The sequence below is a fragment of the Methanosarcina sp. Kolksee genome, from assembly GCF_000969945.1.
GTDB lineage: Archaea > Halobacteriota > Methanosarcinia > Methanosarcinales > Methanosarcinaceae > Methanosarcina > Methanosarcina vacuolata.
In genome coordinates this window covers 3,483,244-3,497,760 of sequence record NZ_CP009524.1, presented here as the reverse complement: position 1 = coordinate 3,497,760, position 14,517 = coordinate 3,483,244, and the positions used below count along the sequence as shown (strand labels likewise).

Sequence of the window (14,517 nt, the reverse complement as noted above, 5' to 3'; positions counted from 1 at the left end):
ATCCAGGAGAATGACTAATTTTTATAAGGATTAATTTTTTTTCTCCAAGTCCTTGTCCAAACCTTTGTCCAAACTCTTATCCAAACTTTTATCCAAACCCTTGATTTTTATCTTAAAACTAATCCCAAGACTCAAAATTATTTCTTAGAATTTTGGATTCCAAATAATCTATCAAGTTTCTTATCATGAAAATCATTCGAAACTTTACTAATTTGAGAGTAAAATTGGTTTTGGGATAAGCTCATAGCTTGTTTAAGACTTACGCAGTTGGACTAAAATTCAGTTGGACTAAAATACAGTTGGACTAAAATCAATGTTCTTTAATCATTGAACGAGTAAATCAAGTCTTTCAGAATAACATAGACTGCACTTGGTTTTGTGTCCTTAATTGCATAATTTCGAATTGCTTACTTATAGATCTCCGAAAATCAAGGCAAATTTTCAGGTGTTAGGTTTTCGTGTTCCTTTTTTAGAGAAGGAAAAGGAATAGCCTGCCCTCTTTTTTTTCTAATCTTCTCAAAGAGCTGTTTTAAAGTGTCTTCATTGCTCTTCGTGAACTCGAAAGGTGAACTCGTGAAAGGTTCAAAATATACTGGCACATCGTCGAGCCTGTAGAAGGTTCCTTCACATTCCATAGCATCAATGACTCCAGGAAGTACGACATCCGAAGCAGATACTGTCGGGCAGGGAGCAATGTCCAGGCAGACCATTGGAATTTTGGCAAGGTAAGCCGCACAATCTGCAGGGATATGAGACACAAGGTCAGCACACATAACGAAAGCTGCGTCAACATCTTTTTCTCGAAGCACGTCTACTGTTGTGAATTCTCCGGGGTTATAACGCGGGTGCCCGCGCATGAAGTCAATCCCGAAGGGGTAGCCGTACATGTAGGCAGCCACCTGATTAAAGCCTGCCACGTTGCAGTGGCCACGGAGAGCTCCAAGGGTGAACTTGGCATAGTTGTTCAGTTCCTTTACGAAATTCATGGCAATCTCGGAGTTTCTGTACTTCCCCATTGAAGAAGCAAGCCCGAGGCCCACTGAGATGGCTCCGAAGGTACAGTTCTTCATCATATCGAGCATCTCTTCCATAACAGGGATGGGAACTCCAGTAATCTCTTCTACTGAGGGATGGGGAGTTTTTCCGTGGAGCAGGGTCAGAAGTGCACTTATCAGTTCAAAATCCGAGTTAGGTTTGAGCTGAACATGCAGATCAGAAGCTTCAGTGGTTGGGGTTTTTCTCGGGTCTACAGTAATAACTGTCCTGTCGAAACGTCCGCGTTTTGTCCAGTAACCTCTCGGGAAAACCGCGTACCTCGACATCTGTCTCGGCATGGATTCAAGAGGATTGGTTCCCCAGTAGACTATGAGGTCTCCTCTGTTTTTCTTCTGTCCTTCTGTTGCACCGACTTTTCCGGCTTCCTGAATTCCCATAGCTGTTGGCCCGTGGCAGACAGTAGAATTAGAATCAACAATCGCACCAAGGTATTCTCCTATCTTGAGCCCGATTTCATGTGCTTCACAGGAGGTTTCACTGCCCATGAAAAACAGGGGACGCTTTGCCGAAACAAGGATATCGACAGTTTTCTCAAGAGCTTCATCCCAGGCGGCAGGGGCCAGTTTTCCCTCAACTTTTATAAGAGGCTGCATAATCCTGTGGGAACTTACAATTTCCTGAAATTTGGCATTTCCCATCTTACATGCGTTTTTAGCTTCAATCTTTCCGTCTCCGAGTTCAACCTGGATATCGTCACAGGCTGCCCCGCAGACCGGACATATTATGTTTTTGTAAATCATACTCCCCGCCCCCCGATATAAACTTTCAATACTATCTCTTCGGCGCTAAGGACCTCTTCTTCAGTGGGTTCAATCGTTACCGGGGCACCCTTATAAAGTGGGGAACCCGTAGAAAGGGTATCGGGATCGATAACAACATTCGACCAGATAGCCCTTGGCATAAACACCTGCCCTGGCTGGACTGCATCCGTACATTTTGTATAAACTACAATCGAGTATTTTCCATTCTCGCTTGTTACTTTTACTTTAGAAGGAGAGCAAAGCGATTCAAAATCCACAGGAGAAATCCAGCACGATGCGCACTCCAGAGTATACTCATCCGTAAACTTGTCCCCTCCTTTTGCAAGCCTGCCTTCTTCAATTGTACTTCCAGTAAGGAGTAATACTTCCATGCTTCTCACCTCAAAGCTCCGGGTTTGCGTCTGCAACCACGTAAAGCGCTCCTTTTGCCCGCTTGCTGATCGCATAGTCCCCTGTGAATTTCTTGAATTCGCCTATTAGTTCAACCTCTCCGGATGTGACGCTGTTTTCCATGGATACAAATTCGAAACCCGGGGAGAAGCGCTCGATTTTGCCCCCAATTACTATGATGCCTCCTGCCATTTCAGCACCGACTCCACGAAGAGCGTTGCCTTTTACGAAGATTAGCCCGCCGTTCTGACGGATTCCGCAGAAGCTTTCAACATTGCCTTCTACCAGGATTTCGCCTCCGTCCATGCCGCCTCCGAGCTGGTGGCGCGCCGAACCTTCAATAACAATGCGTCCACCTTTCATTCCATGCCATTTACCTCTGTAAGCGCAGCCCACATGGTCTCCTGCGTTGCCTTTTATGTTCAGGAGTCCGCCTGTCATTTCCATACCTGCCCAGGAATCTGCGTCTCCGTAAACGACGATCTCTCCCCCTTTCATCCCGGTGCCTACATGCATGCCTGCAGAACCTTCAATTTCGATTTTTCCTGCACTCATGCCTTCACCTATCCTTTTTACTCTCATTACGTCACCTTTTATGCGGATCAGAGTCTCAGCTGCAGAGCTACCTGCATTGCCTATTACTTCAAAAAATTCGGAGAGAGGATAGGTCTTTGGCCCCTGCCAGATTGCCAGTTTTCCAATTTCTTCGGCACTTTTGCCTGCAAAAGAATCAGGAGTTATAACGTCGGCTTCCAGTTTGATGTCAATCTCTTTTTTAGGAATAAGCATTACTTCTCCCATTTCTTCGACACTTTTGCCGGCAGCTGAAGCAGGCTTTATAACTGCCTCAAGTTTACTTTCAACTTCATTTTTATTAATAAGAACTCCCTCTGTCATTACCTCACCTCACCACGTTAACCTGTATGGGAGTCGGATTTTTCAGATACTTTTCTGGAGTTGGATAGTTAGCAAAGCCCAGGGTGTAGTACCTGAACCATTCCTTCACGTCGACCAGCATCTCCTTTTCCCGCTCGTCTTCCACATGTACTTCGGAATAATAGGTCCGCTTTTCAGGTACGGAAACAATATCTCCTTTAACAGATACAATTTCGCCACCCTTTACAGTGTATTCTGCCTTCCTGAAAGCCTGAAGTAGAGCCTCATAGTTGTTTGTGTCAAGCTGCTGTGGATTTATGTTATAGACTGTGACATCTCCATCAGCGCCCAATCCAAGAGAACCTTTCCTGTGGGCCATGCCAATTGTTTTAGCAGGGTTTGCCCTGGTCAGGATTGCAAGGTCATAGAGGGAAAGTTCCCGGTTTATGCTTCCGAGTTCACTCCTATCGTTTGCCCATTTATGGCATTCGCTAAAGGTCTGTTTCCTGAAAGCTTCGGACATGATCCAGGTCATAACTTCCGGATATTTCGTAAACGGCCCACCGTTGGGACTGTCAGTGGTCATAATTGTCTTCCAGGGGTCATTGATAAGCAGGAGACATTCAAGTCCCATTGCCCACTGCAGGCTGTGTACCGGATTAGCTTTTAAGTAAGTGAAGGGAATAACACCTGACCCCCCCTCCATCTCAACGTCAGTATTCGACCACTTGTTTCCTGTAAGCTTGTACATATCCTGGATGGCAGGCCCATCTCCTGTCATAACCGTGGCTTCTCCGAAGGGCGTGCATCCACTATCGATTACTACATGGTCTTTGTTGTTGATATATTCTGCAATATCTTTTACCCCGGATTCACAGTCTCCCCAGGTAGTGCCTGCAAAACTATTGAACATCATGTGGGCGAGGTATACGGAACGGTCCCTTGAAGGATCAATTTTGGTTTCAGCCCATTCCACATCCATATCCTGCCTGGGTTTTATGCCATCGAGGATTTTGAGGGAATCTTTAGTAATTGTATAACAGCCGGGATGTCCCAGGTTATTTGCGTGCAGGTGAAGAGGTACAGGCATGCCGAGGAGTTCATTGACCTCGCTAAGCCCTTTTATAGTTTCTCTTGGGGTAATTTCGAAATGGATGTTGGCTTCATCAAGAGAGTGTACGTTTTTACCCCAGCCCCAGTTTTCTACTCCTGCAGGGTTGACACACTTAATTCCATAGGACTTGTGAGTTTTCATCATCCAGGCCACATAAGCCGCAGCCTTTTCGATATCTCCATCCCTGAGGTAGCGCATCAAAAAGAAGTTGTTTCCAAGTATCAGGTATCCTCCCATGTCAAGGAGCGGAGTCGCACGCATCTCTTCATGGGTGTGACGTGCTTCAAGAGGAGGAATGGCAGCTTCAAAGACAGTTGTATAACCCATTGCTGCGTAATCGTATCCCTGTTTGTAAACAGAGGGAACAGTGTAACCTGAGCCTGAATGAGTAAGTGAAGTCTTCTGGAGATTTGCTTTATAATGGTCTTCAGGACGCATCGACCTGCCGGCGTTAACCTTTGCACCTGCAACGTGAGAGTGGGAGTCAACCCCTCCGGGCATAACCGTCATACCAGAGGCATCAATAACCTTTGCGTCTTTTAGTTCGGCTGCAGAAAGCTCTCTTACAACTTTTCCGTCCTTGATGAAGATATCCATAATTTCCCCATTTATTTCATTGAGGGGATCAAAGACGTATCCGTTCTTGATTGCAATTGTTCCTGCCATTTATTTCACCTTTCTTTTCACAAGCCAGATTGCATTCACAGGACAGATCATGGCGCAGGCTCCATCTGCTCCACACGCATCCTGGTTTACGACCGAAATTTTGCCATTCTTAACCTCAAGGAGAGCTTTTTCGTCCATGTCATTCAGGTATCCTGCAGCAAGTTCAGAGCTATAAAGAGCATTTACAGGGCAGACAATCACACAATTTCCACAGCCAAGACATGCGTTTTCATCCACTTCCAGGCAGGTGCGTAATATAGCATTAGGAACCGGGATTTCAAGCACTTTTTTCTCAAGAACGCCCTTTTTCTCCACATTAGGGATAATTGCAGTTTTTCTGACATCAATGGCGTTTACAGGGCAGGCAACCGCACAGGCCCCGCAGTAAATACAGGCATCAGGGCGGTGACTTATTTTTTCTACTCTTTCTCCAGGTTTAGCTTTTTTATTGAAAATAGCATTTGCAGGACAGGTTTCCACACAGGTATGGCAGGTCTGGCAGACATTCTCATCTCTGTTCCAGCGCCCTTCAAAGGGCTTTTCTACCGAAATAGCATTCACCGGACAGACTGCTGCACACCAGCCACAGTGGATGCAACACTCCAAATCAATATTGGTCTTTCCGACGAGCTTCAGATTTCCGTCCTCTGAAATTCCGCGGGTTACCTCGATGCAGCCTCTGGGACATATATCCTCACAGAGTCCGCAGTGGACACAGCTTTCATTTACTGATGTTGGCTTCATGGCCCTGAAAAGATAGGACATGTCAGTGAGGGTTTTTCCTTCCTGTTTCAACTCAAGGGCGCCTGTGGGGCAGACTTTTGCACAAATTCCACAGGCAATGCAGGCTTCACTTTCTGTTATTTCCAAAAAATCCGCATCCAACAGCCCTCTTACTACAGCTCCAACAGCCCCAATGGCCAGTATACCTTTTGGGCATGCCTGTACGCAGGTCCCGCAGCCAATGCATTTTTCGGGGTAATAAATTAGCTGCTTGCCTTTTTTTTCAGCAAAGACAGGCAATTGCATATCTTTTTGCATTTTGCTTACCTCTCAACATTGTTCTGTGCAACCGCCGCACAGCAGTTCGTTATCGTGTTGAATGAACATTTCACCACAGCTTTCACAGCACTGAATTCGCTTTTTTTTGCGTACCGGAACTTCTACATCCATAAATTTCCAGGAATAGACCTTTTCCCCTGCATCCAGAAGGATTGGTACAACCTCTGTATGAGGAAGCTTTTCAGTGTTCAGGAACCAGGCGTGGAGTTTGGGATAATATTTCGTTTTTTCAGGGTCGAGAATGATTCTGACACCTTTTATGCTGTGCACTCCTTCAGGCGCCTGTTTGTTTACCGTGACAGCCATTTTTCCCAAATTCACGATCTTTAACCCATTGTTTCCGATGGTTGCTCCGGCAAGGATCTGGAATGGATCCGGCATGCAGCTTTTCGTTTCGCAGGTCACGTATATGCGCTCCCTATCATGGACGTCGAGTTCTCGTCTTGCGATATTGAGCATCTGGATGCCAATTAATGCCCCGGAAGTCAGGAAGCCGTGAAAGGGAACGACCTATTCGATCTGTAAAAGCAGTTCAGGGTCTTTTATCTGCTTTATGATCGCTTCCATTGCTTCTTTCTCTAATTGCGAGCTTTTATGCAATGCATACACCCCCCACAGGTTCAAACGCTCTTATTTTTGAGCAGGAACGTCAGATAAGATATTGCGTACATTTATATAATAAATAGAATATATATTTATCTTTAAACAATGCTTATTCTCAATAAGTGTTGTCTATGAATTGTAGAAAACCGTATCATAAGAATCTCTATAATTTTCCAGGTTGTATCTTTGTATCCTGAATTGATTTCGCAGATTCAAATCCATTTGAAAGTTCAATACACAATGCAACATCAGGTGACGCAAAAAGTTCAATACTGAGTCAATTCCGATTCTATTTGATTCTATTTTGTTCTGATTCTATTTTGGTACTCAGGATGATCATGTTAAAGAAGCAAATTTAAAGTTGAGCTCAAATAATGAGCCATCTTTATACGATATTTGACTGCAATAAAAAAATCAAAAAAGCAAAATAATTTTTGGGATGAAACATCGTTATGTTTTGTGAAACATAACGTTATATATAGTTTGTATGCTTTCATGGTTATTGAGGATCACAGAAGATAAAATCTTATCCAAAAAAGTTTCAAATCCCATAAAAAATTCAGGTATTTACTGGGCAAAAGTAATATACCGAAAATTAACCTGTGAACCACCCTACCTATGAGCTCCTATCTTTATGTATAAGAGAATAGGCCATAGGAAAATTATTCCCTATTCCAGAAACTTTCCCATTTTCAGGGAAAATAAAATCCATTATTTCACATCCTTGCTCCAAATAAAATATAATACTGGATTTTCCTGAAAGAGAAGGACAGGAGAGGAAGTTAAACCTCACAAAAAAGAAGGTTGGACTTGGTTTGGCGAGAGTTACTTCATAAATTTAAAAGGTTTAATTTGAATGTAAATGTTGGGATTTTGAAATGGATATGTTGTTCTTGTATTTCTGTGGTCCTCATTTAATAAAACTGGCTCTTAGCCATTCTTTATGGATAAAATGATTTTCAATTCAAGACTGCATTGGGTTTTATGAGGACATTATGAGGATATCCGCACAAAATAACGATTTCCACACAAAATACCGATATCCACACAAATACCGATATCCACACAAAATAACGAAGAGTCGAAAATATATATTGGGAATTTGCAGCAATTGGAGATTTTCAGCAAATATAAAAACGGTATCAATTGACGTTAGTTTGCAAAATTTATCACGGTATTTGGTACCTAACAAACCATGTAAATTCTGGCTTTCGATGTTGATTATAAATTGTTACCAAACATATAGAATAAAACTGTATTATATATACGCAAACTATATTATCAAGTAGGCCATAAGTGAAAACACAGGTGTTTATTATGAACACTTGAAGGAGGAGCAAGGAAATGAAATTAAGTGCACGCAATGTTTTAAAAGGAAAGGTTAAAAGTATTGTCACGGGGATGGTCAATTCTGAAATTGTAATAGAATTGCCAGGCGGAGCAGAAATGACTTCCATCATCACAAAGGCCTCAGCTGAAAACCTGAAGCTAAAAGAAGGAAGCGAAGTATACGCAATCATCAAGGCTTCAAATGTGATGATCGGTACAGATTAATCCCCAATTTTCGTTTCATGCTTCGTGCATGAAAATATTAGTAAATAGAGTCATTCCACTCTGCATAAGTCCATTATGGCTGTCCAGTTTTGTTAGCGGTAGCTTAAAAAGGTAAGTGTAGTGTACATTTGCAGAGTGTGAAATCATTTTAAATCAGTTTATGTCTTTAGCGGGACCTTATTTAGTTCGGATTTATTTTGAATACTTGATTTCCATAATCTAAACTCAATTTCCAGAATCTAAAGTGCTCTGCTAAAAAAACTTTACCTCAGAATATCCTGATTAAATAAGCATTTAGTTATCTCTTGAATAAGATTATCCCGAAAATAAAAGACATGATCATTATGTTGGACAAGGTATGGTTTCCTTTATCTCTTACGCTCTGGGTAGCAACCATATCATCAGTTCTAGTCCTTTGCACTGGCGTAATCATAGCTTATGTATTTGCGAGGCATGATTTCCGGGGAAAAGAGCTTGCAGAGCTTTTAGTAACACTTCCTCTAGTTCTTCCGCCCACAGTAATTGGATATCTTCTGGTTATTCTTGTAGGTAGAAACGGACTTCTTGGCCACCTCATTTACGACTTTTTTGGCACCGGGATCATGTTTACCTGGCAGGCAGCAGTCATTGCGGCTTATACAGTTTCTCTTCCTCTTATGGTTAGAGCTGCTCAGGCAGCCATTGAAGCAGTAGATAAAGAGCTCGAATATGCGGCCTATATTCTTGGGAGAAGTGAGATTGAAACTGCTCTCCTTATAACTTTTCCTCTTGCAAAAAGGGGCATACTGGCAGGGCTGGTACTTAGTTTTGCAAGGGCTGTCGGAGAATTCGGAGCAACCCTTATGCTGGCAGGAAATATCCCGGGGAAAACAAACACAATGTCTATCTCGATATACAGCGCTTTTCAGGCAGGTAATGATGAACTTGCTCAGGCTCTGGTTTTAATCCTAATTTTTATATCCCTGCTGGCTATATCTCTAACCGGACGATTCGTAGGAAAATTAGAGGCATAATTTTGGGCATTAAAGTTGACCTTAAAAAACAGTATAATGATACTGCTCACAGTGGTAAAAAAAGCGTTAAGAAATCCTTTACGTTAGACGTCAGCTTTGAAATGGAAAATGAACTTGTTGTGCTTTTTGGGCCTTCAGGGTCGGGAAAGACCACGTTATTTAAATGCATTTCCGGGATTACGGATCTTGATGAGGGAAAAATAACCGTAGAGAATAAAGTTTATTTCGATAAAGATCAAAAAATAAATCTGCCTATTCAGAAACGCAACCTGGGTTATGTTTTCCAGAACTATACTCTTTTTCCCCATATGAGTGTAAGAACAAACATAGAATGCGGGCTCAAAGGTTGGGAGAAAGAAGCAAAGGAAAAAAGGGTTCTGGAAATGCTTAATCTTCTTCATATTGAGGAGTTAGAGACTCGATATCCGTCCCAGCTGTCAGGCGGGCAGAAGCAGAGAGTTGCTCTGGCAAGAGCGCTGGCTCCCAAACCAGAAATTTTACTTCTGGATGAGCCCTTCTCTGCACTTGATCTGGAAATAAGAACCGAACTTGCAGAAAAAATAAAAGACCTTCAAGCAAAAATTGGAATACCTGTGTTGTTTATCACTCACAATCTGGAAGAAGCTTTCCATCTGGCCGACAAGATTCTTATCTTATACGAAGGAAAAGCTCAGCAGTTCGGGACCCCTGAAGAAATATTCTATCATCCTGAAAATCTGCATGTGGCAGAATTAGTTGGGATTTCCAATATTTTCGATGATGCTTGTGTTAAAGAATGTGACGAAGAGTCAAAAAGTACAGTGTTAAAAAGTGGAGACCTCATTTTAAGGATAAAAACTCAGAAATTCAAACCTGGAGATAAAGTTTCCTGGGGAATTCATCCTGAGAACATAACTCTTCTTTTACCTGACTCCAACTATGAAAATCAATATGAAAATACTTACTCTGTCCGTATCAATAATATAATCAATAAGGGACCAAAAAAGCGCATTACACTTACACTTGTTAGATGCAACAAGACTCTGACTGCAGATGTACCTGCACAGTTTGTTGATTCTCTTAAACTGCATGCAGGTGATATATGCCTGGCAAAATTGGAAATGACTAAAGTAGTGGCATTCCATAAATCATAACTCAATAACTAAATTTAGGCTCTTCACTACTTCGAGTGGGTAACTTGTATTTAGTTTCTAAATGTTAAAGTAGCATATCTCAGATATGAAAACAGTTATTGTTGAGAATCACATTCAAGCTCGATTTTTTCATATTTGATCTTAATGCTTTCTAACTAAACAATTATTTTCAACCCATACAAAACAGCGAAGGGCCAATATATATAGTCACACTGTACTTGTTGCAACAAAAAACTTCATTGTACCTCATTGGGCAGTTGCATTATTTAGCCTTGTGACTATATGCAGAAAAACTTTAATCTCTGGCTGGTTATTATAACGGACATATTATCAATGGTGTAAAGCATTGTGATGTAAGCATTATAATATTATTTTTTGGTATGCCATTACATCTAGCAGTTGTCCAAATTTCTCTCCTACTTCTTTATAATGCGCACATTTGCTAAAGCCGTTTCTTACAAATAAATTAATACTCTTAGAATTTTCTCCGCATATTGTCGCAATAAGTACGTGAATATTTTGCTTTTTTGCAACATCTTCAATGAACTTAACAGCCTGGCTGCCTATACCTTTACCGATGTAATCCGGCTTTAAGTATACAGTTACTTCAGCAGTTCCATCGTATGCTTCACGCTTTTTGTACTGAGTCAATATTACATATCCATTAATTTTATCAGCAGATTTTATGACAAAAGTTTTATATTTCGGATTTTCAAAGAATACCAATTCTCGCATTTCATCTTTTGAGAAAGCATGCGCGTGAAAGGTTACATTTGTGTTGAGAACATAGTGAGTATAAATTTCCAAAACATCATTCAGATGTTCTTCCTTTATTTCATCAAAAATAACTTTACACATTTTGATCTGCCTTTAAAAACTTAATTTTCTTGTATTAAAAAGTCATTCCATCAGATTGAATTATTTTAAAGGTTTCCTGATGGCCGTTATTATTCCAAGTATATAGGTCAATCCAACCTAATACTGAATATCAACTATTATACTAACACTATTCGTGGAATTTAAAATTTGAGATAAGCACGAGGAAGTACCTGTAGTTTTTCCTTATTCTTATGAAATTTACAAGAAAGCAGACATGAGTATGCGAATTGTTTAGAAAAATCCCAATTCATTATTGATGGTCAACCAGCTTATCAGAACATCTCTTTTATTCAGGAGAGGGTAAAAGCGTAGAATTCAAGTATAGGCTCACAATTTGTCCTTACTGCAGGATCATACTAATAATAGAATCAATAACGGATCAACGCGTGGCAAAATTATAAATGGCTAAAGTGAGTGGCATTCCATAATTTTAAACCAATAAATAACAGAATTTGGATATGAAATGACCCCTATACTCAAAATTTGCTTCTTTGGATTTAGTATTTTAGTGACTACTCAAATTCTTCTAATGAAAGCAGTTCTAACAATCCCGTTGATTAAGGTTAAAAACAGTTTTAGGGATCAGTTTGTTCTCCGGGTCTTTATTGATTTCAGTCACTGAATTCTGAAAGAAATCCTCAATTTTTATGATCCCATATAAAAATCTCAGCATCCTTTATGCAGGCTACTTATCCGTAAATCATTATTGAATCGAGTCTTACAGTACCTATTTTTGTCCAGTAACTGCAAGTATTACAATACTGAGTTTCACCATCGGAGTGCAATTTCAGTTTTGAATGGCATTTTGGACATATTTTGAGATGTTTCATGAACAAAACCACTTTCTTCTTCTATTTTCTTCTATTTCTTCTTTTCACTTTTCCCTATGGAAGTCTATTTCCTCCTTATACTATAAATATTTTACTAGAAAACGGGCCATAAATTGAACAGAAGTCCTATACAGTCTAAAGATTATATTTCGCGGTTATAAAAAGAACAAATGAGTTCAATATAAAATACGATCAACAACTCCTATCATTTTCAGCCCGACATAGAGCATTATAACTATAAATAAATACTTCAAATGCTCGGGATTCATAAGATGAGCAATTTTAGCTCCGTTTTTTGCTGCAAGAAACGATGGAAATGCAAGTAAAATCCAATTTAGAAGATTTACGTATCCAACAGAATAAGGAGGAAGTCCGTCCTTTCCCCAGCCATTGATTATGTACCCAATAGATCCACTAAAAGAGGTAAAGATTATTACTGCAGCTGATGTCCCTATGGCTTTTCGCATATCTAAATGAAGAAAAATCAACATGATTGGAATTCCAATAACTCCTCCCCCAAGTCCTAAAAGACCGGAAAAAAAGCCTATGAGAATGCCTGAAAAAATATAAGGAAATGGATTAGAGCTGGTATATTTCTTTTCTACAACAGCAGGAGTAAAATAAGTCCTTATTGCACCAATTAAAACTACAATTCCGAAAATTCTGCTAAGGGTGGAAGCCGGTAAGTAAGAAGCCACGCCTGCTCCCACAAAACTGAAGATTGATCCGAAAACCCCTATTATTGTTGCCTGTTTCCAGAGTACTGCATTCTTTTGATGGTAAATGTGAGCAACATTTATAGCATTTATCAGAACTACAAAAAGAGTTGTCCCAAAAGCTACTCTTATTGCAATGTCATGCTGAAGCCCGGTCTCCTGCAGAAGCCAGTACTGAACAGGAGACATGATAAAGCCTCCACCAATACCAAGCATACCCGAGACAATACCAGTAAAAAATCCTGTAAGAATTAGGATACCAAGATAAAGGGGGTCTGTAGGAGTCATTTCCAGTCAAGTAGAATTTATTTCTAATTACCTGAGGTTCTGTACTTTTTTTCCAATAAAAGAAGAAACACGTCCTTTTTCCTCTTTTGAGCATGCATTTGCCTATGAGTTAATCAAAGTATCTGCTCAAAAATTTTGATGTTTGATAACCTGAGTGCTCTGCTGTTAATTATCTCAGTTCACCTGGACTACTTACTTTTTTTCACATTATCCTTTTTAGCTTAAGTTTTTTGATTACCATGATATCAATCTTACTTATTTATTTTCGTATTTACTTTCTTTTCCGGAAGCCCATATAATGCAGGACTTTTAATTACATCTCCCTTTGCATTATAACGGGAGCCGCGACATGGACAGTCCCAGGTCTTTTCTGCATTATTCCAGGAAACAATACATCTCATATGCCTGTAGAAAGGATCAGGTGTATGGAACGCCCCTGTCTCATCTCTGTATGCTGCAACCTTTTCACCTTCGATTTTGACAATTGCACCTTCTCCAGGCAAAATCTGCGAAACTTTTTCATGAACATGTACAGTGTTTTTTAACATTTATTGGAATTTTAGAGATTCAATTAAAAAGTTCCAACAAAAAATAGTACCAACAAAAAATAGTACCAACAAAAAATAGTACCAACAAAAAAGGGTTCCAACAAAAAATAGTACCACCAAAAAGGATTCCAACAAAAATAGTACCACCAAAAATAGTACCAACAAAAAGGTAAACATTACGGTGATAAAAAAGAAAAACACCACTGTAGAATTCCCTTAAGTAGGAAACACAGGCTAAATTTTAAGCTCGATAACTTTATAGAGCTTCTGTAAATGGAAAATTTGGCTCTTCGTTGTTTTGTGTGGATATCCTCATAATGTCCTAATAAAAACCAATGCGGTCTTGAATTGAAAATCATTTTATCCATAAAGAATGGCGAAGAGCCGAAAATTTAAACTGGAGATCAGGGAATAAAGTGGATCCCTGAAAGGCCTGAGACCTTTCTGACTATCTTTGAATATGGTCAAATCTCCAGTGAAGAGTTAAAGATATCTTAGTATCAACTCAGGCAGGCGCTTCCTTGTTCATGATATAGGCAACCATTTCGGGATTGATTTTGCTTTCCCTTGAAACTTTTGCTTCTATATCTTCATTGGATTTGCCTTCGATTTTCATTTCTTTTATTCTTTCAATAACCGAGGACGGAACGGTATAATATTCATTAATGTCCTTCCTGTGACCCCAGACATCACCTTCGATAAGCTGGATTTTTTGCATTTCAAGAAACATCTCTATGGACTTTGAGATCGTGCCCATGTAGGATTTTGGTAACTGAACTACCTCAATCTTAGGGCAGGTTTCAACCAGTCCAAATACATCCTTGTTCGAAGGCCTGAAAGCTAGGTGAACAATGCGTTCATTAGGATTCAATGTAAAGATTTCTTCTCTTGAACTAACTATTCTGATTTTCATGTTTTTCCCCCACTATGAAATTTTTATGTTTTTAATTAATAGAAACTACTTTCACTGACTATAAATGTTTATCTTACAGTGTAGTTATTTTTCATACAGTCTTCTGTTTCTCTTG

General features: G+C 40.0%; 13 protein-coding genes. 3 read left to right on the top strand and 10 right to left on the bottom strand.

The genetic code is table 11. From position 1 onward, the window contains the following. Positions 1–428: 428 nt before the first annotated feature. From MSKOL_RS14400 to MSKOL_RS14375, 6 genes are read right to left on the bottom strand one after another with little or no spacing between them, the layout of a single operon-like run. Positions 429–1,796, bottom strand: coding sequence for a formylmethanofuran dehydrogenase subunit B (locus MSKOL_RS14400; protein WP_048157288.1), 1,368 nt, complete (start codon positions 1,794–1,796; stop codon positions 429–431). Next, entirely contained in the window at positions 1,793–2,188 is a 396-nt protein-coding gene (locus tag MSKOL_RS14395; protein WP_048124112.1) for a molybdopterin dinucleotide binding domain-containing protein, read from the bottom strand. The genes MSKOL_RS14400 and MSKOL_RS14395 overlap by 4 nt, the downstream gene beginning before the upstream one ends. Before the next feature lie 10 nt (positions 2,189–2,198). Beyond that, entirely contained in the window at positions 2,199–3,104 is a 906-nt protein-coding gene (locus MSKOL_RS14390) for a formylmethanofuran dehydrogenase subunit C (RefSeq protein WP_048157286.1), read from the bottom strand. Between the two features lie 4 nt (positions 3,105–3,108). Then, a complete protein-coding gene (locus tag MSKOL_RS14385; protein WP_048157285.1) occupies positions 3,109–4,863 on the bottom strand; it encodes a formylmethanofuran dehydrogenase subunit A in 1,755 nt (584 codons plus the stop codon). Further along, positions 4,864–5,904 (bottom strand): 4Fe-4S binding protein, encoded by a 1,041-nt coding sequence (locus MSKOL_RS14380; RefSeq protein WP_048157283.1) that lies wholly within the window; start codon positions 5,902–5,904, stop codon positions 4,864–4,866. A 12-nt stretch (positions 5,905–5,916) separates the two neighbouring features. Further along, positions 5,917–6,414 (bottom strand): FmdE family protein, encoded by a 498-nt coding sequence (locus MSKOL_RS14375; RefSeq protein ID WP_255352008.1) that lies wholly within the window; start codon positions 6,412–6,414, stop codon positions 5,917–5,919. A gap of 1,458 nt (positions 6,415–7,872) precedes the next feature. Here MSKOL_RS14375 and MSKOL_RS14370 point away from each other — a divergent pair. The 3 genes from MSKOL_RS14370 to MSKOL_RS14360 all read left to right on the top strand — a co-directional run bounded on the left by MSKOL_RS14370 (position 7,873) and on the right by MSKOL_RS14360 (position 10,228). Then, positions 7,873–8,082 (top strand): molybdopterin-binding protein, encoded by a 210-nt coding sequence (locus tag MSKOL_RS14370; protein WP_048122012.1) that lies wholly within the window; start codon positions 7,873–7,875, stop codon positions 8,080–8,082. Positions 8,083–8,417: 335 nt separating this feature from the next. Then, complete coding sequence (gene modB, locus MSKOL_RS14365; RefSeq protein WP_048122010.1) at positions 8,418–9,095, top strand: molybdate ABC transporter permease subunit; 678 nt, start codon at positions 8,418–8,420, stop codon at positions 9,093–9,095. Positions 9,096–9,097: 2 nt separating this feature from the next. Further along, on the top strand, positions 9,098–10,228 hold the full coding sequence (locus tag MSKOL_RS14360; protein ID WP_048157281.1) for an ABC transporter ATP-binding protein: 1,131 nt from the start codon (positions 9,098–9,100) through the stop codon (positions 10,226–10,228). A gap of 360 nt (positions 10,229–10,588) precedes the next feature. On the opposite strand, the gene MSKOL_RS14355 is transcribed toward MSKOL_RS14360, so the two are convergent. The 4 genes from MSKOL_RS14355 to MSKOL_RS14340 all read right to left on the bottom strand — a co-directional run bounded on the left by MSKOL_RS14355 (position 10,589) and on the right by MSKOL_RS14340 (position 14,402). After that, entirely contained in the window at positions 10,589–11,086 is a 498-nt protein-coding gene (locus MSKOL_RS14355) for a GNAT family N-acetyltransferase (RefSeq protein WP_048122006.1), read from the bottom strand. 1,027 nt (positions 11,087–12,113) lie between these two features. Further along, entirely contained in the window at positions 12,114–12,941 is an 828-nt protein-coding gene (locus MSKOL_RS14350; protein ID WP_048122005.1) for a sulfite exporter TauE/SafE family protein, read from the bottom strand. Between the two features lie 251 nt (positions 12,942–13,192). Then, the gene (locus MSKOL_RS14345; protein ID WP_048157279.1) at positions 13,193–13,489 is read right to left on the bottom strand and encodes a Rieske 2Fe-2S domain-containing protein; all 297 of its coding nucleotides are present in this window, start codon (positions 13,487–13,489) and stop codon (positions 13,193–13,195) included. 505 nt (positions 13,490–13,994) lie between these two features. Further along, a complete protein-coding gene (locus MSKOL_RS14340; RefSeq protein ID WP_048122002.1) occupies positions 13,995–14,402 on the bottom strand; it encodes a DUF1699 family protein in 408 nt (135 codons plus the stop codon). Between the last annotated feature and the right edge of the window lie 115 nt (positions 14,403–14,517).

Excerpts from the sequence above, each read along its gene's own strand:
- MSKOL_RS14400 (WP_048157288.1), bottom strand. The coding sequence starts at position 1,796 with ATGATTTACAAAAACATAATATGTCCGGTCTGCGGGGCAGCCTGTGAC.
- MSKOL_RS14395 (WP_048124112.1), bottom strand. The coding sequence starts at position 2,188 with ATGGAAGTATTACTCCTTACTGGAAGTACAATTGAAGAAGGCAGGCTT.
- MSKOL_RS14390 (WP_048157286.1), bottom strand. The coding sequence starts at position 3,104 with ATGACAGAGGGAGTTCTTATTAATAAAAATGAAGTTGAAAGTAAACTT.
- MSKOL_RS14385 (WP_048157285.1), bottom strand. The coding sequence starts at position 4,863 with ATGGCAGGAACAATTGCAATCAAGAACGGATACGTCTTTGATCCCCTC.
- MSKOL_RS14380 (WP_048157283.1), bottom strand. The coding sequence starts at position 5,904 with ATGCAAAAAGATATGCAATTGCCTGTCTTTGCTGAAAAAAAAGGCAAG.
- MSKOL_RS14370 (WP_048122012.1), top strand. The coding sequence starts at position 7,873 with ATGAAATTAAGTGCACGCAATGTTTTAAAAGGAAAGGTTAAAAGTATT.
- modB (WP_048122010.1), top strand. The coding sequence starts at position 8,418 with ATGATCATTATGTTGGACAAGGTATGGTTTCCTTTATCTCTTACGCTC.
- MSKOL_RS14355 (WP_048122006.1), bottom strand. The coding sequence starts at position 11,086 with ATGTGTAAAGTTATTTTTGATGAAATAAAGGAAGAACATCTGAATGAT.
- MSKOL_RS14350 (WP_048122005.1), bottom strand. The coding sequence starts at position 12,941 with ATGACTCCTACAGACCCCCTTTATCTTGGTATCCTAATTCTTACAGGA.
- MSKOL_RS14345 (WP_048157279.1), bottom strand. The coding sequence starts at position 13,489 with ATGTTAAAAAACACTGTACATGTTCATGAAAAAGTTTCGCAGATTTTG.
- MSKOL_RS14340 (WP_048122002.1), bottom strand. The coding sequence starts at position 14,402 with ATGAAAATCAGAATAGTTAGTTCAAGAGAAGAAATCTTTACATTGAAT.